This window comes from Nostoc sp. T09, assembly GCF_002154695.1.
Taxonomy (GTDB): domain Bacteria; phylum Cyanobacteriota; class Cyanobacteriia; order Cyanobacteriales; family Nostocaceae; genus Aulosira.
In genome coordinates this window covers 1-21,944 of the sequence record NZ_MTAV01000042.1, presented here as the reverse complement: position 1 = coordinate 21,944, position 21,944 = coordinate 1, and the positions used below count along the sequence as shown (strand labels likewise).

The 21,944-nt window shown below is 39.9% G+C and carries 24 protein-coding genes; 9 read left to right on the top strand and 15 right to left on the bottom strand.

Going from position 1 to position 21,944, the window contains the following annotated elements; all coding sequences use genetic code 11:
- Positions 1–6: 6 nt before the first annotated feature.
- The 5 genes from BV372_RS10620 to BV372_RS10600 form a co-directional block, all read right to left on the bottom strand.
- Positions 7–594 (bottom strand): GNAT family N-acetyltransferase, encoded by a 588-nt coding sequence (locus BV372_RS10620; RefSeq protein WP_086686473.1) that lies wholly within the window; start codon positions 592–594, stop codon positions 7–9.
- Between the two features lie 155 nt (positions 595–749).
- On the bottom strand, positions 750–1,778 hold the full coding sequence (locus BV372_RS10615) for a VOC family protein (RefSeq protein ID WP_086686472.1): 1,029 nt from the start codon (positions 1,776–1,778) through the stop codon (positions 750–752).
- 47 nt (positions 1,779–1,825) lie between these two features.
- The gene (locus tag BV372_RS10610) at positions 1,826–3,199 is read right to left on the bottom strand and encodes an NAD(P)/FAD-dependent oxidoreductase (RefSeq protein ID WP_256973158.1); all 1,374 of its coding nucleotides are present in this window, start codon (positions 3,197–3,199) and stop codon (positions 1,826–1,828) included.
- Positions 3,183–4,010, bottom strand: a complete 828-nt coding sequence (locus tag BV372_RS10605; protein ID WP_086686471.1) for an SDR family oxidoreductase — start codon at positions 4,008–4,010, stop codon at positions 3,183–3,185. Before BV372_RS10605 ends, BV372_RS10610 begins: the two co-directional genes overlap by 17 nt.
- Positions 4,011–4,176: 166 nt before the next feature.
- On the bottom strand, positions 4,177–5,157 hold the full coding sequence (locus BV372_RS10600; protein WP_086686470.1) for an SDR family NAD(P)-dependent oxidoreductase: 981 nt from the start codon (positions 5,155–5,157) through the stop codon (positions 4,177–4,179).
- A gap of 41 nt (positions 5,158–5,198) precedes the next feature.
- Here BV372_RS10600 and BV372_RS10595 point away from each other — a divergent pair, with 41 nt between their 5' ends.
- Entirely contained in the window at positions 5,199–5,819 is a 621-nt protein-coding gene (locus tag BV372_RS10595) for a DUF3859 domain-containing protein (protein WP_086686469.1), read from the top strand.
- 7 nt (positions 5,820–5,826) lie between these two features.
- Here the strand turns inward: BV372_RS10595 and BV372_RS36170 are convergent, their stop codons facing one another.
- Positions 5,827–5,994, bottom strand: a complete 168-nt coding sequence (locus tag BV372_RS36170; RefSeq protein ID WP_179198044.1) for a hypothetical protein — start codon at positions 5,992–5,994, stop codon at positions 5,827–5,829.
- Positions 5,995–6,019: 25 nt separating this feature from the next.
- On the opposite strand from BV372_RS36170, the gene BV372_RS10590 reads away from it, so the two are divergent.
- Positions 6,020–7,789, top strand: coding sequence for an asparagine synthetase B (locus tag BV372_RS10590; RefSeq protein WP_256973157.1), 1,770 nt, complete (start codon positions 6,020–6,022; stop codon positions 7,787–7,789).
- On the top strand, positions 7,777–8,982 hold the full coding sequence (locus tag BV372_RS10585) for a decarboxylase (protein ID WP_256973156.1): 1,206 nt from the start codon (positions 7,777–7,779) through the stop codon (positions 8,980–8,982). Before BV372_RS10590 ends, BV372_RS10585 begins: the two co-directional genes overlap by 13 nt.
- A 168-nt stretch (positions 8,983–9,150) precedes the next feature.
- Here BV372_RS10585 and BV372_RS37530 read toward each other — a convergent pair whose 3' ends face one another.
- The gene (locus BV372_RS37530) at positions 9,151–9,585 is read right to left on the bottom strand and encodes a hypothetical protein (protein ID WP_256973155.1); all 435 of its coding nucleotides are present in this window, start codon (positions 9,583–9,585) and stop codon (positions 9,151–9,153) included.
- A gap of 28 nt (positions 9,586–9,613) precedes the next feature.
- On the opposite strand from BV372_RS37530, the gene BV372_RS37525 reads away from it, so the two are divergent.
- Both BV372_RS37525 and BV372_RS10575 read left to right on the top strand, forming a co-directional pair.
- Positions 9,614–10,375, top strand: coding sequence for a hypothetical protein (locus tag BV372_RS37525; RefSeq protein WP_256973154.1), 762 nt, complete (start codon positions 9,614–9,616; stop codon positions 10,373–10,375).
- Positions 10,376–10,566: 191 nt separating this feature from the next.
- Positions 10,567–10,818, top strand: a complete 252-nt coding sequence (locus BV372_RS10575; protein WP_086686465.1) for a UPF0175 family protein — start codon at positions 10,567–10,569, stop codon at positions 10,816–10,818.
- A gap of 139 nt (positions 10,819–10,957) precedes the next feature.
- Here BV372_RS10575 and BV372_RS10570 read toward each other — a convergent pair whose 3' ends face one another.
- Both BV372_RS10570 and BV372_RS10565 read right to left on the bottom strand, forming a co-directional pair.
- Positions 10,958–11,329, bottom strand: a complete 372-nt coding sequence (locus BV372_RS10570; RefSeq protein ID WP_086686464.1) for a hypothetical protein — start codon at positions 11,327–11,329, stop codon at positions 10,958–10,960.
- 164 nt (positions 11,330–11,493) lie between these two features.
- Positions 11,494–13,221: an asparagine synthetase B gene (locus BV372_RS10565; RefSeq protein ID WP_086686463.1), complete on the bottom strand. Its 1,728-nt coding sequence runs from the start codon at positions 13,219–13,221 to the stop codon at positions 11,494–11,496.
- A gap of 161 nt (positions 13,222–13,382) precedes the next feature.
- Between BV372_RS10565 and BV372_RS10560 the strand changes: the two genes are divergently transcribed.
- The gene (locus BV372_RS10560) at positions 13,383–13,847 is read left to right on the top strand and encodes a hypothetical protein (protein ID WP_086686462.1); all 465 of its coding nucleotides are present in this window, start codon (positions 13,383–13,385) and stop codon (positions 13,845–13,847) included.
- 5 nt (positions 13,848–13,852) lie between these two features.
- On the opposite strand, the gene BV372_RS10555 is transcribed toward BV372_RS10560, so the two are convergent.
- Complete coding sequence (locus tag BV372_RS10555) at positions 13,853–14,296, bottom strand: hypothetical protein (RefSeq protein ID WP_086686461.1); 444 nt, start codon at positions 14,294–14,296, stop codon at positions 13,853–13,855.
- A gap of 36 nt (positions 14,297–14,332) precedes the next feature.
- On the bottom strand, positions 14,333–16,546 hold the full coding sequence (locus tag BV372_RS10550; protein ID WP_086686460.1) for a CHASE2 domain-containing protein: 2,214 nt from the start codon (positions 16,544–16,546) through the stop codon (positions 14,333–14,335).
- Between the two features lie 225 nt (positions 16,547–16,771).
- Here BV372_RS10550 and BV372_RS10545 point away from each other — a divergent pair, with 225 nt between their 5' ends.
- Genes BV372_RS10545 through BV372_RS37515 form a run of 3 tightly spaced genes read left to right on the top strand, consistent with a single transcriptional unit; the run spans position 16,772 to position 17,324 of the window.
- Entirely contained in the window at positions 16,772–16,975 is a 204-nt protein-coding gene (locus BV372_RS10545) for a DUF5674 family protein (RefSeq protein WP_086686459.1), read from the top strand.
- Positions 16,956–17,159 carry a hypothetical protein gene (locus tag BV372_RS37520; RefSeq protein WP_256973153.1) on the top strand — a complete coding sequence of 68 codons (204 nt, stop codon included), beginning with the start codon at positions 16,956–16,958 and terminating at the stop codon, positions 17,157–17,159. Before BV372_RS10545 ends, BV372_RS37520 begins: the two co-directional genes overlap by 20 nt.
- Positions 17,160–17,324 carry a hypothetical protein gene (locus BV372_RS37515; protein WP_256973152.1) on the top strand — a complete coding sequence of 55 codons (165 nt, stop codon included), beginning with the start codon at positions 17,160–17,162 and terminating at the stop codon, positions 17,322–17,324.
- 26 nt (positions 17,325–17,350) lie between these two features.
- Here BV372_RS37515 and BV372_RS10535 read toward each other — a convergent pair whose 3' ends face one another.
- The 4 genes from BV372_RS10535 to BV372_RS10520 all read right to left on the bottom strand — a co-directional run bounded on the left by BV372_RS10535 (position 17,351) and on the right by BV372_RS10520 (position 21,532).
- A complete protein-coding gene (locus tag BV372_RS10535) occupies positions 17,351–18,220 on the bottom strand; it encodes a DUF350 domain-containing protein (protein WP_086686458.1) in 870 nt (289 codons plus the stop codon).
- Complete coding sequence (locus BV372_RS10530) at positions 18,217–19,272, bottom strand: peptidoglycan bridge formation glycyltransferase FemA/FemB family protein (RefSeq protein ID WP_086686457.1); 1,056 nt, start codon at positions 19,270–19,272, stop codon at positions 18,217–18,219. Before BV372_RS10530 ends, BV372_RS10535 begins: the two co-directional genes overlap by 4 nt.
- 126 nt (positions 19,273–19,398) lie before the next feature.
- A complete protein-coding gene (locus BV372_RS10525; RefSeq protein WP_086686483.1) occupies positions 19,399–20,880 on the bottom strand; it encodes a spermine synthase in 1,482 nt (493 codons plus the stop codon).
- A gap of 7 nt (positions 20,881–20,887) precedes the next feature.
- Entirely contained in the window at positions 20,888–21,532 is a 645-nt protein-coding gene (locus tag BV372_RS10520; RefSeq protein ID WP_086686456.1) for a DUF4178 domain-containing protein, read from the bottom strand.
- Positions 21,533–21,944 lie beyond the last annotated feature (412 nt).

Here is a 21,944-nt window from a genome sequence, read left to right as displayed (position 1 = left end):
AAGACGCTATTCCTCAGATATAAAGCGCAGAACAATCATTCCCTGGCGAGACAATTGACTGTAGTATTTTGGTAATTTATGCCTAGGAACTGGTAAAAATTTAAGACGTATATAGAAATGAAGTGCTTTGGGAGCGGGAATAACATAAATTGGTTGAGTCACTTGTTGTAAAAGAGTTCGCACTAAGTGAGAACCTAAGCCTTGATTGCGATGACAAAATTTAACATACAAGTTGGAAATTTCTGAATATTTAAGCTCTCGCTTCTTGACTATTGCATAACCTACAATTTTGTTTTGATATTTAATAACCCAACATTTTGATGATTGTAGTAATGTTTTTATGTTGAACCAAGCAAGAGCATAAATTGTCATGCCAAGTAATGTAGTGGCTGCGTATAGACCAAACATAACTAATTTAAGAACTCGATCGGTAGAAAGAAAAAATATCAATAAATAAGATAGAAGAGGTAATAAATAAATAGAAAGCAATACTAGTTTATGGTCAAAATATGTGAAATTAACAATTTTCAATGCATCCTTATTTGAGGCGATATCCAAAAGATGTCCTAAAGGTAAATTTGAAGATGACTTCATAGAAGAATAAATAAGGTAAACTATAAAAAAATAACATTTATAGTTATCTTTTTACCTCAGAAATTTCTCCCTTAAATTAAAGGTTAGCAGTCACTTATCTACTAAATAATTACACTTAGGATCGCGTACGAAATTCAAAGAACAAAATTAGGAAATTAACCTTCTACTAAAGTCCAGAAGTAGCCGTCGGGTGCAATGAAGGAGAAACTCATCTCACCAAATTCATTGCTGACTATGTTAGTTATATTTTGCGCTGAACTTTTCTGAATGCGATCGCAATATGTCTCAATTCCCTGCACACGGTAGGTATATAAGCACATCCCTAAGCTACCTGGTTGTGCTGCTTCAAACTGCGATTCTAAATTTATCGCATCTGGTAAGCGAACAATGTAAAGTCTGCCACTGCGCGCAGCCATAAAGTCAGACACAGAAGAACGTGGGTCATCAAAGGCTGTAACAATAAACTTTTCACCAGGGTTAAGGTCAAATAAATCTCGACCTGCTAATGAAGATTCATAGCTAGTCTCGACATCATCACGCACACGCAGCAAACCTAAAATGTCTTCGTAAAACTTCAAAGTTTCTTTGCTGTCATCCTGAACGATTAACCCCATGTGGGTAAATTGGCTAGTCTGGAATGTGGCATTTTGGTTAATTTGTCCATAATCAGGCAGTGTATAGCCAAACCGTTGAAATAAAACTTGTCTAGCTAAAGGTTGCAATAACAACATTTCTCGCACCCCAACCGCAGGATCGATAAAGGGTCGGCTTTTTCTTTCTTTGTTGTAGATAATTTCCCAGTAGGGAATGGTGTATCTAATATCCCAACCTGCGGCTTTCGCTTCTTCTGCATGATTTAAAATAGTTAACGCATCAGCAGTTAAGGCAGTTGCCCAACGATTTCCCTTGACTTTCATTGAACTCGTTCCTAATCCCTGATTTGTGGGATTTTGCCAAATCATTAACCGAATTAATCCATGATCGGCATCTTGGTGGTAAAGGCGAATTGAGCGTAAAGGTGAATTTACTCCATATAATTGATTGGCTAAAGTTGCGGATAGTTCACCCACTTGACCAATGCGATAGCCAAACTGTTCCCAATATTGAATTGCAGAAATTGGTTCTGGGACGCCAATACAAACTTCATAGATACCTGCAATTGTAGTTTGTTGCTCTTGAACCATAATAATTTTGAATATTAGATTTTCTACAAATACAAATGTTTAAATTGTTAACTTGCCAACGACTGAGTTTTCTCAATACTTTGTGAAGTAGGAAGCGGTTTATTGCAAAAATTGGAATATTTGCTATCAACTTGGTGGGCTTTTTTAACAATCCTGTTAAAGAAGAAATTAACAATCTTTAATTGCCTAAAAATCTGCTGTGGATCGGCAAGGTGAGATTTCGGTAATTGTTGTCCCATTTCTTTAAAAACCAGACCAATAGGCACATTTATTTCATCCTGGAGTTTAAGAAACCGGATAAAAAGTGAATTGTAAGCTGAAATTAGCGAGCCTACACCGCCTCTTGCTTGCCCCCAACCAATAAAATACAGTCCCTTATAATCGGCAAAAAATGAGCCGCCATAACATTGAACTGCTGCTCCTTCAATGCGCTGAAGTTCTTCGGGTAAAAATGGATAAGCGACGTTGTACCCAGTGGCACAAATTATTAAGTCAAATGCTTCTCGACTACCATCCATAAATTCCACTTCCCAACCATTCAAACGACGCACACCAGGCTTGGGGGTAATCCTTCCGTGTTTGATGTAATAGGGCACCTCGTTGTTCAGAGTTGGGTGCTCGGCAAAAACTCGATGGTTGGGTTTAGATAAACCATAATCTTTATGAGTGCCGAAGGTTAGGCGGATTATCCCATAAGTTGTAAGTCTTTGAAACCATTCTGGCATCCACCATTTAATTAAATCGGCTACTGGAACTCCTGCAAATGATTTGGGAATAAACCATACTGATTCACGCATACTCAGAACAGATTTAGCGCTGACGCGGGCTGCTTCTGCTGCGACATCGCAAGCTGAGTTTCCACCACCAATTACCAAAACTCGTTTGCCAGTAAGCTGATTTGGGTGTTTGTAATCTTTGGAATGGATAATTTCTCCGTTGAATTCTCCCTGAAATTTAGGAAAAAGTTTGCACCAGTGATGACCATTACAAATCAACACTCCTTTATAGATTCGCTGTTCTCCATTAGTAAAAGTCACTTCCCAGAGATTATTTTCGACTGGACGCACATTACTAACTGTACGCTTAAGTTCGATATGCTCACGCAAGTTAAAATGATTGGCGAAGGCGTTCAAGTAATCCCGCATATTCTGTGCACTGGGGAAGTCGGGATAATGATCCGGCATCGGGAAATGGGTAAATTGGGTAATTTTGCGTGACGAGATGATATGTGCAGTTTCGTAAACGCCGTGATACCAATTACCACCGATATCATCACTAGCATCGACTTGATCGTAGGGAATATCAGCCGATTTGAGTGCTTGAGCCATACCTAGCCCGACAAACCCAGCCCCGATAATTAGATGTTTGCCAGTAGTATTAAATATCTTTTGAGTTTGGCTAGAATTACTTAGATTGACCAACTTTCAACCTCCTGGTAAATGCATTAATAATTAAGTCCAGTAGCAGGGGAGAATATCTTTTCATCAGATGGACGCTTTTAGCAGTTGCATCAGGAAATACGTGCAGTTGATCGTGAACAATTCCTTGTATGGTTGCGCGCATTACTTTTGCTGGATCTGTTGCCAGACTTTGTGGAAAACCATCCTCGATCAGTTTACTTAAAGTTCCATAACTTTTTGATTGGAGAATTGGAGTGCGGCTAAAAAAAGGATAAACAACTGTAACTTTTACTTGATAGTCTTTGACTTCATTAAAAAGTCCTTCACTGAAGCCACGCAAACCGAATTTGCTAGTTGCATAATGAACCAACCCAACGGGTGCTAACCAACCTGCTAGTGATGAAATATTGACTATGTGGCCTTTTTTACGGGCAATCATATCAGCAACAAATAAGGCACTTAATCGCATTGGTGCTAGCAGATTTACCTGCATGAGTCGCTCCCATTTCTCGCTAGGAACTTCATCCATGCGACCAAAGAATGCTATACCAGCGTTATTAATTAAGATATCGATGGGTATATTGAGTTTTTTAACTTGACTATAAAGGGTTTCACATCCCTCACGACTAGCAAGATCAACAGCTAGGTAAGCAAGAACCTCTCCGGTTGAAACTAAGCTTTGAATTGCTGCAACTCTTTGACGCAGAACAGCTTCATTCAAATCAGTTAAAATCAGTCGGCTACCAGCCATTAACAACTGTTTGGTTAGTTCCTGCCCGAACCCGCCAGATGCACCAGTGAGCAGTACAACAGCCTTATTTAGCTGGGTCATTTCTCTCTTCCATACTTGGTAGAATTATTTTGTTTAATGAAATTTATTCAAAATTTAGGGCAAACTCATCCAAATCATTGTTGCAGAAAATGATGTTTATAAACTAACAAAAATCAGCTTTTTGATGCTATCTGATTCAGCAAAAAGTAATTAATTGAAATGTGTATTAAATTTGCGGTGATTTGAGTGTTGTGAGTAGTAAGAGCAACCAAGGCACTTTCAGATCTGGTATGAGCCATGTATATTTTCTCAGTACAGGCAATGCAGCAGGTATCAAGAAACGCAGAGAACGTAGAGATACAGGGCGATCGCCATTTTGATCTACAAGTCTATAATGTTGAGCGAGTTCGGCGACAATCTGCACTCTTCCGGTGCGGCGCATCACGTTGGAATCTGCTGCTAGTGCGGCTATCACTCTTCCTGTGAGTATGGGGGTTTCCCAGTTGTAGCGTTCAGCGATTAATGAGTTTTTCTGGTCAGTAGCATTGTTTTCGTTCATTTGAGATGTGAGGCGGGAAATGTGCTCAGTGCCTACAATACCTGGCCATAGTGAAAGTGAAGCGATGTTATAAGGCTTTAATTCAACGGCCATATCAGCGGCTAGGCGATCGCATCCTGATTTACCAGCACCGTATGCTGCACCGAAAATATAAGACAACCCGCCCCAGGAAGAAATAGTACAAATCAATCCAGAGTTACGCTTGCTCATCATACGAGCCGCAAAAACACTGCTAACATAGTGGCTACGCAAACCGACATTGTTGCAACTATCCCAAAGGCTGGGTTCAAAATCCCAAAATGGCTTTCCTTGAGCATCACTTAAGGCTTGAACTCCTGAGAAAACATTATTTACCAGTAGATCGAGTTGTCCATGCTGCTCATCTTGAATGCGATCGAAGAGCGATAGCACCTGCTCATCGTTACTATGATCTACTTGAACAGGAATACATACACCACCGACTTCCTCAACAGCAGCACAAGTGTCCGCAAGACTACCTGAGATACCATCATCGGCAAGAGATTTATCTAAACTGCGACCCGTAATATATACGATCGCACCTGCTTCACCAAGACTAATAGCAATTCCCTTGCCAATTCCCCGTGTAGCACCTGTAACCAAGGCAATTTTACCTTCAAGGTGTTTCATTAAAAAATCGTTGAAGTTTTTAACAGGAGTTGTAATTAATTATGACGGAGCGACTAACTCAAGAGCAATTATCACAAATAATTAGTGAAGTACAAGGGCTGCAAGTGCGTCGAGATGCGGAACTAGACTTACAGCAAGTTAGAGAAATTTTACAGGAATTGAATTTACCGCCAGAGTTTCTCGATGAAGCACTGATTGAGTTGCGGCGACGACAAGCATTAAAGGTACAACAACGCAGAAATCGCTTTATTGCGTTTGTAGTAGTTGCGGCTGCTGTAGTGGCGATCGCTTCTATAGTGGATTTTGTGCAACAACAGAATTCTCTGATCTCTCGCGTTTCTACTCAGCAAGACCGCATTACTTTAGTTGAGGATAGCGGTAATTTAAATAGTATCTCCCGGCAAAACAGCCCAGAAGTTTTTTATCGTGTCACTTTGAAGGATGCACCTTTGGGTAAAAAGCTGTCTCTCTCTTGTAATTGGATTGACCCAACTGGTCAAATCATCAAGCAAAATCGTTATCAAACTCGTGAGATTAATACATCTATTTGGGATACTTACTGTCGCTATACTATTGGTGCGACTGCACCAGTTGGCAATTGGCAAGTAGAGATGTTCCTTGAAGGTCGGCAAATTAGCGTTCAAAGGTTTGAAGTTAAGTAGTTATTTGTCAAGGTTGAAATTTTAGTTTCAAAGGTGCAACTTCGAGGAGCAAAGGTGCAACTTCGAGGCTCAAAGGCTCAACGTTCAGGCTCAAAGGCTCAACGTTCAGGTTCAAAGGCTCAACGTTCAGGCTCAAAGGCTCAACTTCCAGGCTCAAAGGCTCAAAAGATATCATAAATTCACAACGCAATTTGTTCTCCTTGTCTCCCTTGTCCTCCTTGTCCCTCTCCCCCAATCACCAATCAGCTTTTATTGGATACTGGGGTTACGGTTCTCAACGTGAATTGACGGCGTTGTTAACTAATTTGTCTGCAACTTCTCCACTGTCTACACAGCAGTTCTCTCAAACAGAGAATCAACCGATTTGGAATGTTGTTCACATCGGAATAGATAGAAATTCCCCGCCACAGCAAAATACAATTGCTGCTATTTCCGCATCGGGATTATCCAAGACACCAGATGCTTGGGTAAGTATAGAAGAAAATAACTGCCTGATTTTGGCGAGAGAAGCTTTTGGCAGGATGCCTTTATATTGGACTCAGCAAGGAGAGGTGATTTGGTTTGCATCCCTGCTGCAACTGCTTTTACCAATTCTGCAACAGCGAGATGTTAGCATTCCTGGCTTATATGGTTATACTTGTTTTTCCTACGTCCCTACTCCTTTAACACCTGTTAATGATGTGTTTGCAGTCCCGGCGGGAACTGAGTTGATTTGGCAGGGTAATTGCGAATTAGGTAAACTCTGTCAGCCGCAATCTCGAAGTATATACTCATGGCGCGAACAGGCTGAACAAATTAAAGACGAAGCTACAGCCGTTACTCAACTGCAAACTCTCCTGAAAGCATCGATTCAGCAGCAAATTGCTGATTTAAAAGATGAACCTGTAGGGGTGTTTCTCTCTGGTGGCTTAGATTCTTCAATTGTGGCGGCGCTGTTGGTGCAAGCTGGGGTAAAAGTCCGCGCCTATACTCTCGATTTTGGTGGTGCTGGGATTCCGGAATTCCCTTATGCAGAACAGGTGGCGCAGTTTCTCAAAATTCCTTTGGTGAAAGTGGCGGCGACTCCACGTGAAGTTAAGAATGCTTTAATTTCTACTGTGCAAGCGCTGGATTTACCTTTTGGTGATGGGGTGACTGTTCCTTTATATCTCCTGGTGCAAAGGGCTAGTCAAGAAACTCGTGTAATTTTTAATGGTGAAGGTGGAGATCAATTATTTGCTGGGTGGACGAATAAGCCTTTAATTGCAGCGAGTATTTATCAAGCGGGGGAAAGTTTTATATTGCAATATCTCCGCACATTTCACCGCCTTTGGGGATATGAATCGCAAATTTATCAGCCAGATATTTACGCACAGATAAAGAATTTACAGCCCCAAGATTGGATTTTAGAGGCGCTGGATGCAACTTGCTGTCCTTCCTTGCTACATCGCCTGCGCCGCGCTAGCTTGATGCTAAAAGGGGCACAAAATATCCACCCCCGTGCTACTGCTTTGGGGTTTGCACATGGGTTGTGGGTGCGATCGCCTTTTTGCGATCTACCTTTAGCAGAGTGGACATTTAGCTTATCTGGTGAACTTTGTTTACAAGGTGCTTGTGAGAAATATATCCTCAAACGGGCTGTAGAAAATTGGCTACCACCGGAAATTGTTTGGCGACAAAAGCGTGGTATGGGTGTTCCCTTAACCTCCTGGTGTTTCAATGAGTTTTGGCATGATATAGGTATCTGGCTAAATCCAGGTATACTCAGTGCTGAAAACCGCTTTACTTCCCAAATAGCTACACAAATTGTTACAGGCGAACTGGGAGGGGCTATTCAAGGTCGCCGCATTGGTGAGAGTCTTTGGTTATTAATTATGTGGCAACTTTGGCGATCGCAGGTTCTAGGTGAAGAACTAGGTAAACATTCTTGGAATCATCCGTTTTGGATACCTAGTTGGTTATGGAGAAAATACAAGCAATGGCAAGCTTAACCTTAGAATGGGCGCAGGAGTTACTGAAGATCTACGGTTCTCCGCTTTATGTGTATGATGGCGATCGCTTACGTCAAACTATTAAGCGGATTACTCAAGCTATCAGCTATCCCCGCACGCAATTTCATTTTGCTAGCGTTACTAATGGGAATATTGCGTTACTCAAAATTTTTCGCGCTGCTGGCTGGGGACTCCACGCCAATACACCAGGAGATATTTATCTGGGGTTGCAAGCGGGTTTTGGCCCTGGTGATATTGTTTACAGTGGCAGTAATTTAAATCGAGATGAGATGGTTCAAGTTTTGGATTGGGGAGTTACTACTCTCAATCTTGATAGTGTTAATCAGCTGGAGTTGTTATGTGAGGTTTTTTTTCACGCAGAGTCGCAGAGGCGCAGAGAGGGAGAGATTAAGTTGGGGTTGAGGCTTAATTTACCTGAACTTACTGGAGATAGTCGAATTGGTGTGCGTCCGGAGGAATTTTCCGCAGCGGTGGCCATTACTCAGCAAGCAGGATTGAAGCTTAGGGGGTTGCACTTCTATCGGGGGACTGGAACTAATGCGACACAAGCTTTTACCGAGGTAATTGATACTGTGCTGGCGACGGCGCAAAAGTTACCAGATTGGGAATATTTGGATTTTGGCGGTGGCTTTGGCTATCCTTATCATCACGGTAAAGTAGCCTTTGATTGGGAAGAGTTTGGCGCAAACTTAAGTGAGAGAATTACGGCTTTGGGACGGGAAATTGATTTGGTGATTGAACCGGGACGAGCTGCGATCGCTGGTTGTGCTACTTTGTTAGCGCAAGTTGTATCTGTAAAATGGCAAGCAGAAAAACAAATTGTGGGAGTTGATACCACTGTTGCTAATCTCTCGGTTGCTTCTGTACATGGTGGCTATCGAGAAATTGTCACATGGAAAAAAGCAGACAATACCCAAATTTATCCAACTGATGTTTGTGGTAACACAACTTACTCCAGAGATTATTTAGGTAAAAACTGCCAACTTCCAGCCTTAGAAATTGGTGATATCATCGCCATTTTAGATGTAGGTGCTTATGGTTATGCGATGTCTTCTCACTTTTTACATCGTCCTAAACCAGCGGAAATTTTATTAGAAAACCATAAACACCGTCTAATTCGTCATCGGGAAGACTATAGTGTTTTATTAGCAAATCAGGTAATTGAGGAATGAGTCAAAAGTCAACAGTCCAATAACAAATGACCAATGACCAATGATCAATGACAACCTTAACGAAAAATCTTATACCTAAAATAGAAATATTATGAAATGTATTAACTGCGGAACTGACAATAAACTAAAAGATAGAACAGCTAAGAATGGTCGGTGTATGCAATGCAATCATCCGTTTGTATTTGAACCAACCACAATGGGCAATGTAAAAATTACTGACCCCATGTTTGCCAAAGCTATCGCTGATATTTCTGCTAATAACACTTTATTTTTTACACACAAACAACTTTTATATTTATTAGATAATCGCTTGAGACGCAATTCATTTCCAATAGCTGGATTTGGTTGCATATATCTTTTCTTTGGTGTTTGGACAACACTTTTTTTCGGCGGTTTCCTTTCAGGCGTATTGGGGAAAAACTCTTTTTTAATCGTACTATGCATATATTTGTTAGTTTTGGTTATTTCTTTATACAAAAATACTAAATCTCCTAAAATAAACAGTAAGGCTAGAAGAACAAGTGCCAGGATATTGCAACTAATAGGAGTGATAATTCTACTTGGAGGAATGTTTATCAGTATATCTATCCTAAATTCATTCATTGTATTTGTAATTGCAGTTATCGCTGGGATGTTGTCACTATACTTAGGAACTATACAGCTAAAAAATATTGGAGTAGCTCAAGAGTTTTTACTTACTCAATCTCAATTTCAAGATTGGCTAAATCGTTGGCAACGAATTAATGGTTCAATTCTCAAAGCCCTACCTGCTGCGCGTGAAGAAAATGCCTCTGTTACAGTTAATCCTGATGTTACTGCTTACAGTTTTGACAGATTAGTGGTTTGCGATCGCACTGCGATTGCTCAACAATTAATTGCTAATAACTTTCACTTTGAAAATAACTGTGCAATTCTCAGCGTCACTGGATATCCCCAAAGTATCTTTGACACGACAATGGAAATGCTGCGCCGTAATCCAGAATTAAAAGTATATGCACTGCATGATTGTAGTCCCAAAGGAATTAGTTTAGTTCATCAACTCCGCACCAGTCCTAAATGGTTTTTCAATAGCAATGTGACGATTATCGATATAGGTATATTACCGCGTCAAGTTTTAGCCACTAAGCAGGGAATGTTCATCCAAGCCTCTCCAGATTCAGCACAAGCAGCTAAAGATTTATTTGGGGAAGTTCGTCAGAATTTAACTGCTGAAGAATTAGCATGGTTGGATTCGGGAAAATTTGTAGAGTTGGAATCTCTCACACCCCAAAGAATCATTAAAGTGTTGCAAAGTGGTATTGCTGGTAGTCAAAATTTAGCAATTGATGATAGTAGCTTAATTTTAGTAGGCGATACAGGCAATGATATTTATTTAGTCGAAAGTTTTGGTTGACAAGAGTCAAAAATCATTCGCTAGTAAGGTGCGTTTTTTTCGTTAACGGAGGAAACCTCAGCACAGAAATATCTTCCTCTGCGGAGCCTGTTAAAAAGGTAAAATTCCTCGATTAAATAATTATCTCCAGCAATGCTTGATATCATTAATTAATGCAGCTTCAAGAGCCTTAACCATTTAGGACATAATTTATGTCGTTAGTCACAATTAATCTGCCAGAAGAAGTTTTTAGCGCCCGTCGCCTAACTCCAGAGGAATTTGTGCGCGATATGCGCCTGGCTGCTGCTATCTATTGGTATCAGAAGCAGGAAATCTCAATGGAGAAAGCAGCCAATGTTGCTGGGTTAAACCGCCGAGACTTTCTAGCCATCCTCGCCCGCGAACAAGTAGATGTCTTTGCTGTTGACCTTGATGATTTGCAGCGCGAGTTAAACCGTGGCTGAACTGCCTGCTATCAACACATCCCCACTAATTTTTTTAACCAAGGGCGGCTTTGTCGATACAAGTGAATATTTAATTTCGTGAAAGTCTAATATTATTAGGATCTTAGTCAATTCCACTGGTACTCAGGCTCGTCAATATTTAGATGCGTTCGCTCTGCCACATCAAGAATGCAATATAAATAAGCATAACATCAAGGGTAATTATATAAACTATGAACCATATATTGATTCTATATCCTCTTGACGTATAGTTTAATATTATAGCTCTGTTGATTATTCCCACAACTCCTGATGTATAAATAAAACGAATCAAACCTACTCCTAACAAGTAGGCAAAACCATTTCCTCTTTGCTCGGATGGCGTTGTTAAGTGCTTATAATGCTGAAGAAGAGCTAACGTTCCAAAAGAAATAGTATAAATAATTAGCCACTTCACGGTGGGCATCATCTGAGCAATAAAAAAGGGAATAATCAGTGCTAATATAAACAGTAAAACAATAGAAGTAAACATTTTTTATTTTTTTATAACATATCAAAAATTTTCTCGCTTAAATTATTGAATTACTATATTTCATCAAATGTTTAAAAAGAAGAAGCTATAGTGAAATTAACAGTAAATTCTATTATCAATAGCATCATATAGGTTGCAATCATCAGCAGATTTTATCAGCAAAGCTATGATTTTTTATTCACCTGTAACCAAATTTCTAAACTTACCAACAACCACAACTTAACACCATAACGACCCCAAATATCGCCCTCATAGTTTAGCCATTTACTCAGTATTGATTGATTAATATAAGGTGCGATCGCACTTTTTTTACTCAACAATAATTTCCTGGCTGCTCGCTGCCAATATTTGCGAAATCCTAATTGCACAGGCACCATCATGCCACTTTTAGGGCGATGAATAATTGTATCTGGTAAGATATCTGCAACCGCTTGTTTGAGTACGGCTTTTTCTTCTACGCCAGAGAGTTTATATTGCGGGGGAATTTGCATACTCAAATCTACAACGCGCTGATCAAAAAGTGGCGATCGCCCATGTAAACCTACGGCTTGAGTTAAATTATTGACCTTAGTGAGGATTTGATCGGCTCCTTTGAATTTAATATTTAGTGCCATTAACCGATTCAAGTAGCTAACATCAGAATTTAAATCAGCAGCAAATACTGATGGTGCTGTTTCTACTGCTTGCCAAACTTCTGGTTGTAAAAGTTGTGGTAAATCTAATGCACATTTCTGAAAGGAAATTAAATATGCTTGCAATGAATCTTGATGAGTAATGGCACCATATAAACTATTAATTAACATTGGCTGATTTTTTGGGCCGCCAAAACAAGGATCGCCGCCTTCACCATTGAGTAAAACCTGCACATTCTCTCGCGCCATTTTTCCTAGCAGCAGATTTGGCACTGTCAAGGGATCGCCTATAGGATCGTCTAAATAAGTCATTGTCTCTGGTAGACGTTCCCACATATCGCGGAAGGTAATTTCCAGAATATGGTGTTGAGTTTGGCAATGTTTCGCAACCAAGCTAGAAAACTCTAACTCATTCGGAGTTTCGGAACCAAAATGAATTGAGTAGGTATGCACGGGTGCTTGATGAAACTTTGCGGCTAAGGCTGTGATGCTGCTGGAATCTAAACCACCGGAGAGGAAAACACCAACAGGTTGATTCTGCGGGAGATATTCTTGCACAACTTGGTTAAGCAAAGAACGCAAACGTTCGCCATGCCATACTAATGACTGATCGTCACCTGTAATCTGTTCTTGCAGTTCCCAATAAGCATGAACTTCCGCAGAAGAAAAATTAATCGCAGTTCCCGGACGGACTTCTCGCACCTGTTCCCAAAGCGTTCGTTCTCCGGGTACAAAGGCGCAACAGAGATAATCTCGCAACGCCACCAAATCCAAATCTGCTGAATGATAGGGTGTAAGCGATCGCAATTTCGGGGCAATCCAACGCACTGCACCAGTAGTAGTGTAGTAGAGAGTACGACTACCGATGCGATCGCGTCCTAGCCATAATACCTGTTTCTCCCGATCCCAAACCACGAACGCAAACATTCCTACCAACAGATCCAGACATTGCAAACCCCAGTTTTCCCAAAGTTGTGCAATCAGTTGAATATCACTTCCGCAAAAGCTATTTGCATCGACTGCTAATTTTCGCAGCAACTCCACCCGATTACTTAACCAAACATCCCCAACCACCACAAATCGCTGTATAGGACTAAGTGCAAATTCTGTATCAAATGTAGAAACAATGGCGAACTGTTCATCTCGCCATACTACATTTTCTGTTAGTGAATTCAATCTTCCCCATGCAACAACCCATCCAGGAGTACTCTCGATAGCTGAGAGTGCAGGCTGATGACGTGGAAAAAAATTAAATCGCATGGGACTTTGATTCTTGTATTTTGGCAGCCACAGTCAACGAATAAATCGCTCTTAAGTAAGAGGCAAATTCTCTGCTGTGGCAGAAGATTTTCTGACTTTACCCAAGTATCTTAATCAGTTAGTCAACAAATAGCCACAAGCAGGAAGAACAAGCACAGAGAATGGATAACACAGAAAATAATTCGGGACAGAATACAAAATCGACTGAAGCGAACATTGTTTCTCTGACATCATCTAACGAACCGAAGCAAATGTCGCGCGTCATTAAAATAGATGGTCAGCGTCCGGTTGACCCAAGTGATTTAGAGATTCAGGGTACTCTCGACATTGATGGTCAACGTCCAATTGCTAAAAGCGATATTCAATCAGATCGAACAATTGACATCGATGGTCAGCGTCCGATTGCCAAGAGCGATTTTGAAGATCACGAAATGATAGCTATAGACGGATTGCGACCAATTGACCCAAGTGATTTAGAAATTCAGGATACTCTCGACATTGATGGTCAACGTCCGATTGCTAAGAGCAACTATGAGGTTACAGGTACCCTTGACATCGATGGTCACCGTCCCATTACTTCAAATAATACAGAAAAGTCTGAAATTACAACAGATTATGTTGATTAAAATTTTTATTCGCTACGATACCACCCGGCTGGAATAACTTCAAAATCCCAGACATCTTGGAAAACGTATATGCGCTCTAGCATTTCTGATGGAGAAAGAGCATTTTGGGTGCCTTCTTTCCAATCTTTTCTATCAACAGTTCCCATCACTAGATAATCATTGCCAATAATTTTAGGATTTGATTGGATAAAACCAGCAGCCATTAATGACTCAATTTCCTGCTTTTTAGTAATGATTAGGTCGCAGTTTTCACAATATCTACACTGCTTGTTTAGGATAAAAAGCTGTTGAGGCTGGATATGAATCACAAGAGGAAATTTGCGAATTTTTGTTTTTGCATCACATTTGGGACATTTTGTAAATGCACTATCAGAATAGGGATTGAGAAAAAACCTATGTCGTTCTTTCTGCTTTTTATCTGATAATTTTTTGGAATTTTTTTTAGGCATAACTGATGTTTATCTGGTTGTTAAAAATCATAAAACTTACTCTGCAATAGATTTTAAATCTTCGAGAACGGCGCTTGCAGATTGATAGCGATCGCTAAAATGATAACGTACCATCTTATCCAGAATTGCGGCGAATTCTTCGCTAACTTGTGCTTGATAACGCCAGATAATATTGCCTGTTTCTGGATCTGGGTGGAGTTCCTGTGGCGGAATACCGGTCAGGGCTTGAATTCCGATTATCCCCAAGGCGTAAATATCACTACACAAGCGAGGATGTCCCGCAAATTGCTCTGGCGGTGCATAACCCCGCGTTCCAATAGCTACTGTTGCTAATTCTGTTTGCTCACTATTTGGTGGTTGCATTAACTTGACTGCACCAAAGTCAATCAATACCAACCGATGATCTTGAGCAGATCTAATAATATTAGCTGGTTTAATATCTCGATGAATCACGCGATGTTCATGTACAAATTCCAGTACTTCTAAGACACCTTTAAGCATCTGGATGACAACAGGTTCTTTCTGTAAACCCTGTACAGGTGGTAATTCCTCAGTTAATGTTTGCCCAGGGATATATTCTTCAACTAAATAGAATTCTTGATTATCTTCAAAATAAGCAAGCAGTTCGGGTATTTGATGATGTTTGCCTAAAGCTTCTAAAATTTCGGCTTCTGTATTAAATAACCTTCTGGCAACTTCCAAAAATTTGGTATCCCGACGTGCTGGCATTAGCTGTTTAACTACACAAGTTGGATTACCTGGTCGTTGAGTATCATGTGCTAAATAAGTGCAACCAAATCCACCAGAACCAAGGATTTTCGAGATTTGGTAACGTCCGCCCAAGAGAAAGTCACCAGTTATTTTTGGTGTCACTATTTTAGGAGTCTGGTGATGATGTTCCTCTTGAATTGTCGTGTCTACTTTACTTTCCTTTAAGAGAATATCTAACTGTTCAATTACCTCTTTTTGTTTTTCAACTTGCAGAATAATCAACTGATTTTGCTGCTGAGCCTGGTAGGTAGTGTAAGCTATGACACTAATACCAGTAATTACCAAAGTAAGAGTAGTTGGAACAAGAGGAACCCATCCGGAGAGAAAAAACAAACCAAAGCAGATACCCACCAAGGTAATTACGCTTATACTACCTACTACCACTAGTAGCAAAGGATGGCGCAACCACCATGCCAAACTACCGCCTATTAATGCCCAAGCCCATATCCAAAGAAATTCAGCCCAGTCAGGCCAGTCCCAAATTAGAGGTCTGCCATCTAACACATTACTGATGATTTGACTTGCTATCTGTGCATGAATTACTACAGCAGGTGTTCTAGCTGGTTGCTGTGGTGAAGCACTATAAGGTGTATATAAACCTGGATGAATACTGGCGGCAGTAGCACCAACAATTACTAAACGGTCTTTGATTTGATTAGGATTGACTTTATTTGTGAAGACATCTGTTAAAGTAACTTGCTGGGCGAAGTGACCAGGGTGACGGTAATTTAAGAGTAATTGGTAGCCTTGAGCATCCAAATGTTCATAGCTGCCGTAATTAGCTGTCAAAGTTGGAAAGATAGTTTTACCCACAGAAAAATGGTGTTTATCGGGAAAATCTAATTCAAAACCTGCTTTCTCTAAGTAAGTAATTGCTGCTAATGCTGCAAACGAAAATTCTGTTGTACATTTTTTATCTGTTTTTGTAGGGTGCGCAAATACCAATCCACGCCGAACAATTTGATCGTCCTCGTTATCAGAAATAAAATCGTTATAGCCGACATTATCTATAGGGAAGTTAGGTGGCGGTGGAATTTCTGGTCTGCTGATGCTACTCAATAAACAAGTAGCAATAATATTATTGCGATTTGGCATCCTAGCCGCTAAATTTTGTTGTGCTGGTCGGAAAACATTTAAGCCAATAACACGGGGTTGATATGATTCTAGTTTTTGTAGCAGCTTATTGATTGTATTATCTGATAACGGCCACTTCTCACGCTCTAGATCGTTTTCGGTAATTGTTACCAATAAAATCCGATTATCAGGCCCTTCTATAGGACGCGATCGCAGCATTTGATCGTAAACTTTTAATTCCCAAGACTGCAACCATTTCAGTTCGCGCACTCCCCATACTAAAGCTGTCACCCCTACGCTGGTGGCTAGAACGATTTGCATCCATTTCTTGGTAGGAGACGTGTCCCGATAACCCTGATCTTTTGTAAACGCGCCTCGGAGTTTTTGTAATATTCCACTAATCACAGGATTGCGGCAATAGCCTAAATTTGGTAGATGTTAAGGGCTTTGGGCTAAAAGTCGATGAACCCAAGCTTTATTTAATTTAGCAATTTACAGTGACAAGAGTAGAAAAGCTCAGTGTAAAATGACGCGGTGACAAGCCGAGCGAGATACAAAGAGAGTGATAAGTTGGATAACTTTGAGCCGATACATTTTGGTTGTGCAGCTATGGATGCAGGAGGTTAAGATTTGATACTTATTATCAGAGAGCGTGCAACTCTCGAACAAGTTGAGGAAATGCTGCAAACTTTGAGAGTGGCTTACGAGTCGATTATCAATATTCGCCTCAGTCAAAATAATCGCTCGATGATAATTCAAGACACTACAATAAGAGAACGTGTTACGCAAATTACTAAAAGTTTAATAGGTGGTTATGAACCAGAATTTAGATGAAAAACAAGCACGCTTTCAACGCGACAATATTTCAACTCGCTTAGGACATATCGCTGCCAATTTAGCACGTATTAAATCATTCTCTAATGTTGCTTATAAAGAAGCAGTATTCAGTGTAATTTTAGAAACCAAGTGGTTAATCGAATGGACAGCAGCAGAAATTGAACCAGAGCAAACTGAATAATTGGTTAATATTCAAGTTCAACTTGCTATGTGGGAATTAAGTTGGAATGATATTTGGTCGGATGAAAAATTGCGTACTGAAGTTGCAGAACAATCTGGTGTTTGGTCTCAAAAAGTATTAGATATGTCAGGCTTGCTGTCTGAATCCATAGCGCCAGTTCAGTAAAATTAGTTAACAACTTACTCCTCAATTTACAAGCACCAAGCAATCAAAAACGAAGCAGCAATATAGGCAAAAGCTTCTATTAAACCTGCACCCATATTTGGGATTTCCTGATTGACAATTTCATCAGAAATTTTTACGCCAGGTACTAACATTAAATCGGCTAACCAGCGAATTACTATCAACGAACCTAAGCAAAATAATAATACCAAACCATACTGAGTGAAACTAACAATCCAGTTCTCAAACTCAGATGCAAAGGCGACTCGCACAATATTACCAGTAGCAATAAGTAAACCTGCTAACGCCACACCAGCAGCCGGGTTATTGCGCTTTTCGATTTCTGCAAACACATTATATTTAGTAATTTTGGGATAGACAAAACTCACTATCACGAGTAATCCTAAACCAATTAACCAGCACACTAATGCTACTAACCAGCCACCACTTTCGCCTGCTAAAGCTGCACTTAAAATCAGTCCGTTGGCGATATGGTTTCCTGCTTCTACAGTAGCAGCGCCAACGTTACGGTCTTGGATGATTTCTCGTTCACAACTAAAGTGGCGCAAAATTAACCTATCACCTACCCATGCACCTGCTAACATTAATAAAATTACGGTTGCACCGTAGCTGACTAAATTTAGTGCTTTATCTTGCCAATTAACTGCACTTTGACCGAGAACGCCACCTAAAGCAATTACAATACCAAAATAGTAACCCACTAAGGCAATAGCAACAGCAGGGTTATCTTTAACAAACAGTTCTAGATTCAATTCTATCCGCCGCCGAAACAGCTTTTGATAAGCTAACTGTCCCAGCCAAAATACGCCAAAACCTACTACTAACTCTAGTAAAACAACTCCTAATTGAGTGAGTCCATTAATAATTTTCTCGTTCATTTGCTACCACCTGCCAGGTTTTGGAATAAGCTAATTAGCGTATCAGCCAACTGGTCATAGAAGAAATAATCATGAGCGCCTATAGTAGTTATAGGTGTACCCCCAAACTGACTTTTAAATTGAGAAAATTTAGCATAACTATGATTTGGATCGTGGGTAAAACCATAGAAATCATAGAATTGACAACCTCGCAATTTTGCCCTTTGCATTGCATCCCAGTGTAAGCTGTAATTTGCCATGATTTTTGGGTGTGCTAAACTACGTCCACCATATAAATAAGTAGCAATATTACCGCAATATACAACTAAAATTGCTGCTATTATCTCGCCTTGCCAATGAGCTAAACCAATTTCTGCCATGTTAGATGCGAATAAAGTTTGGCAAAGATTGATAAAAAAGCCATAGGGTTCTCCAAAAAATTTCTGCCGTTGCACAGTTTCCCAAAACAAGTTATAAAATAAGGGAATTGTTTGGGAATTGCTGCTGAATTCTGTTTTGACACCGTAGCGTTGACTTAGCCCGATATTGTAGCGTCCTTTTGGCTTCATTGCTGCCAATATTTGGCTCGCATCTGGGCGTATATCGATTAATAAAGTTTCCGATGGTAGTAAGTCAGCAGGCGCACGGACAAAGTTTTTAATATAATCAGGTTTTGATTGCCATAGAGGTTCAATCCGCAGAGCGATCGCTCCTAATTTTTGTGCTAATTCCTTAGCTTTATTTAACAATAATTCTATCCCTTCCTCTGGCAAATTTTCTGGTAAAATTGGACCGCCAGGCGCAATTAATAAATTGGCTTTGTTGGAATGGGGATATAAATAATATATACATCCTCCTATTAATTGACTCTTTGCAAACAACCCATAGCGAAAGCTTTTATAACCCTCTATTTCTTTAAAATCTGCCCAACTACAAGTTTGCATAAAGCAACTGTGTTGGAGATTTTTCACCAGCAAATCCCAAGCATGATACTCTGCTATATTTAATTCTCTAAGAGTTAATTTTACATACTCTTTTTCCAATGAATTTTTTATAGCATTACTTATTTTCATGAATTATGTTATTCCTAGTATTTAACTATTAGTAGTTATATGTAAGATTTCTATTTTATTTTTTAAGTTGGATTTATTAGATCCCCGACTTCTTTAAAAAATCGGGGATCTGAAGCGATCTCATCTTTATTCATCTTTCGAGCCTGAGAATAAACTACTTAACCAGATTCCTGCGATGGTAGTCAATACAAAACCTGTAAATTTCTTACCAAAGCTTCCGTCATCAGTGGGATAACTGCTGCCACTACTAGTACTGCTGCTACTACCAGAATAGAAGCCTTTCGCAAATACTGAATCTGGTGCTACTAAATTTGCCATTAATAGCGTTACCGATAGCATGGCAATAAATTCAACAGTTTGAGGAGGTAGCTTGGCTAGCGGCTGATTAGAGTTAATTTTATCAGTTAATCTTTTCAAATCACTGGCAATTTGTGGCGGTAATTCCTGTGCTCTTGCTAACAGACTATTCAACAACTGTTTAATATCGATTTCTGCCAATAACTCTTTAATATTTGCCAGCCATGCTGATGTCATATTTTGACTATGGTAGCGATGACGCACGGGTAAATATCGATTTATATCTGGTAAATTTTCCTGTGCTGTTGGGTTAGAGTAAATATTTTCTATCCAAAACTTTGCTACTGATTCTAAATCTAGTAGATCGCTTTCACCGATTTCTGCTGTTACCTGTTCTTCAATATCCAAAAAATCAATACTGGCGTCAGATTGTAAGTCTAAATATTCTTGGTTAGATGTAGAATTCAATAGATAATAGAATAATTGAGGACTATCTAAAGTGTGAATCATTACTTCATGCCGAGATTCCGCGATGGCTCCGCCATAGCCTTCGGCTAACGCACTCTCAAATACAAAGGCGTTTGGTAGCTGGCTATGAGTTAAGGAATGTAAGTTATCTGGGAATTCAAGTGTTTCTATTTCATCTCGCCTAATTACTTGCGGTGATCCTAAAAAGAAACCCCAATTACCATAACCATGATCGGAAAATGAAGGGATAGTTAGGTGTAAAGGCTTTACTGTCAAATCTGCTGATAGCAGCGTTTGATATAAACACCAAAAACCTGTTGTACTCTTTTCTGGAGAAACGCCGTTAGTACAAATTACTCCCGAAGGTATCAAAAGACGATGGAGTTCTTGAAACCATTCACGACTGTATATCCTGGTGTCGTCTGAGGAATGGGGATAGGTAAAATCACAAATAATAACGTGATAGTAATCATTTGGCTGTTGGGAAACAAATTCAAATGCTTCTTGAGTATAGACAGTTACCTGATCTTCTTCTAAACTGCCCAGATTATAAGGTTTAAATACAGTTGTTGCTAGTTCTAAAACTTCTGGATTGTAATCAACTAAATCAATCTTTTGAATTTGCGTAAATCGTAATACATCCCTCGCTGCTAGTCCATCCCCACCACCACAAATCAGGACACGCAGTTGTGTTTGCGGAAATCTTTTACTGGCTAAAGCTATTGCTGGAATTACTAAATACTCATGATATATTGCCTCATCAGCAGTATCAAACTGCAAATCTCCATTTATATAAAAGGCAATACCGTCATCATGCTGTTCAATAAATAATGAATTAGGCATTTGCGATTTATCCAAATATCATCATTGAGATTCCCACAAGTAATAGCACTGCTGCTACTACAATCTGCAAAAAACGAGATATATTACTCATCCAGTTTTTCTCATTTCTTTCTTCTGATTTGTGAATATGGGAAAATTCATTGGGGTGCACTACCTTGCTAGTGTAAATTTCTAATTCATGCTCGGAAAAAGCTTCAATCGCTAAATTCATTTGATGCTCTTGATCCCAATAATCCCAAGTAATGCGAGATTGCTTTTCTCCATCTGTGTGATATTTACCTTCGGTTTGAGACTCGAAGTAATAATGCTTGTAAAAAAGTAGTAATTCAGGATATGGTTCTGCTTGGGATTGCATATTTTGCCATAGCCTGGGTACTATATTTTCTTGAGAATCTGGGAGGAGTAAGCGAGGATTTTTTAATGAGTTGGCAAGATACCAAGTTACAGAGACTGGTTTGTTATTAGGATCAAATTCTCTTAGTAAATAGTATTCAGAACCACCGTTGGAACTCAGCAACCACTCATCAGTTAAATACCCTTGGGGGTCTTGATATGTGCTGTAGTCTTCTATATGCCAATCGACACCATGATATCTAACGCGATCGCCTGGACGCAACTCCTGAAGTTGGGTTTGAGTAACAATAGCCACCATACAAGTTTAAATATAAGTAAATCGCAGCGCTTGTAAGCAGAAAGCAGTGGTAGAACCACTCTTGATTAAATCATTTTTACACTATTGCATTACTACACAGCTTTGAGGTCATAGTATTTACATAGTTTTTCTTTTGTACATAATTCATCATCTCGATCGCCAACTCAGTAATCAGTAGTCATTGGTCATTGGTCATTTATTAATTTCTCCCCTTCTGATTCGCAGTCGCCTGCGGAGGGAAAACGCCACTTGCTACCCTGCGGGAACGCTTACCCTAGCCTTCGGCAACCCCTACCCTGCGGGAAGGGCTACGCCCAACGGGGAACGGGAACGGCTCCGCCGAACAGCGAACAAGCCGGGAAACCCTTTCGGCAGTTCCTCCTGGGGGAGACCCCCAAGACCGGACTGCCTC

Coding starts and splice junctions, on each gene's coding strand:
- BV372_RS10620 (WP_086686473.1), bottom strand. CDS start 594: ATGAAGTCATCTTCAAATTTACCTTTAGGACATCTTTTGGATATCGCC.
- BV372_RS10615 (WP_086686472.1), bottom strand. CDS start 1,778: ATGGTTCAAGAGCAACAAACTACAATTGCAGGTATCTATGAAGTTTGT.
- BV372_RS10605 (WP_086686471.1), bottom strand. CDS start 4,010: ATGACCCAGCTAAATAAGGCTGTTGTACTGCTCACTGGTGCATCTGGC.
- BV372_RS10600 (WP_086686470.1), bottom strand. CDS start 5,157: ATGAAACACCTTGAAGGTAAAATTGCCTTGGTTACAGGTGCTACACGG.
- BV372_RS10595 (WP_086686469.1), top strand. CDS start 5,199: ATGACGGAGCGACTAACTCAAGAGCAATTATCACAAATAATTAGTGAA.
- BV372_RS36170 (WP_179198044.1), bottom strand. CDS start 5,994: ATGATATCTTTTGAGCCTTTGAGCCTGGAAGTTGAGCCTTTGAGCCTG.
- BV372_RS10585 (WP_256973156.1), top strand. CDS start 7,777: ATGGCAAGCTTAACCTTAGAATGGGCGCAGGAGTTACTGAAGATCTAC.
- BV372_RS37530 (WP_256973155.1), bottom strand. CDS start 9,585: ATGAATGAATTTAGGATAGATATACTGATAAACATTCCTCCAAGTAGA.
- BV372_RS37525 (WP_256973154.1), top strand. CDS start 9,614: ATGTTGTCACTATACTTAGGAACTATACAGCTAAAAAATATTGGAGTA.
- BV372_RS10575 (WP_086686465.1), top strand. CDS start 10,567: ATGTCGTTAGTCACAATTAATCTGCCAGAAGAAGTTTTTAGCGCCCGT.
- BV372_RS10570 (WP_086686464.1), bottom strand. CDS start 11,329: ATGTTTACTTCTATTGTTTTACTGTTTATATTAGCACTGATTATTCCC.
- BV372_RS10565 (WP_086686463.1), bottom strand. CDS start 13,221: ATGCGATTTAATTTTTTTCCACGTCATCAGCCTGCACTCTCAGCTATC.
- BV372_RS10560 (WP_086686462.1), top strand. CDS start 13,383: ATGGATAACACAGAAAATAATTCGGGACAGAATACAAAATCGACTGAA.
- BV372_RS10555 (WP_086686461.1), bottom strand. CDS start 14,296: ATGCCTAAAAAAAATTCCAAAAAATTATCAGATAAAAAGCAGAAAGAA.
- BV372_RS37520 (WP_256973153.1), top strand. CDS start 16,956: ATGAACCAGAATTTAGATGAAAAACAAGCACGCTTTCAACGCGACAAT.
- BV372_RS10535 (WP_086686458.1), bottom strand. CDS start 18,220: ATGAACGAGAAAATTATTAATGGACTCACTCAATTAGGAGTTGTTTTA.
- BV372_RS10530 (WP_086686457.1), bottom strand. CDS start 19,272: ATGAAAATAAGTAATGCTATAAAAAATTCATTGGAAAAAGAGTATGTA.
- BV372_RS10525 (WP_086686483.1), bottom strand. CDS start 20,880: ATGCCTAATTCATTATTTATTGAACAGCATGATGACGGTATTGCCTTT.
- BV372_RS10520 (WP_086686456.1), bottom strand. CDS start 21,532: ATGGTGGCTATTGTTACTCAAACCCAACTTCAGGAGTTGCGTCCAGGC.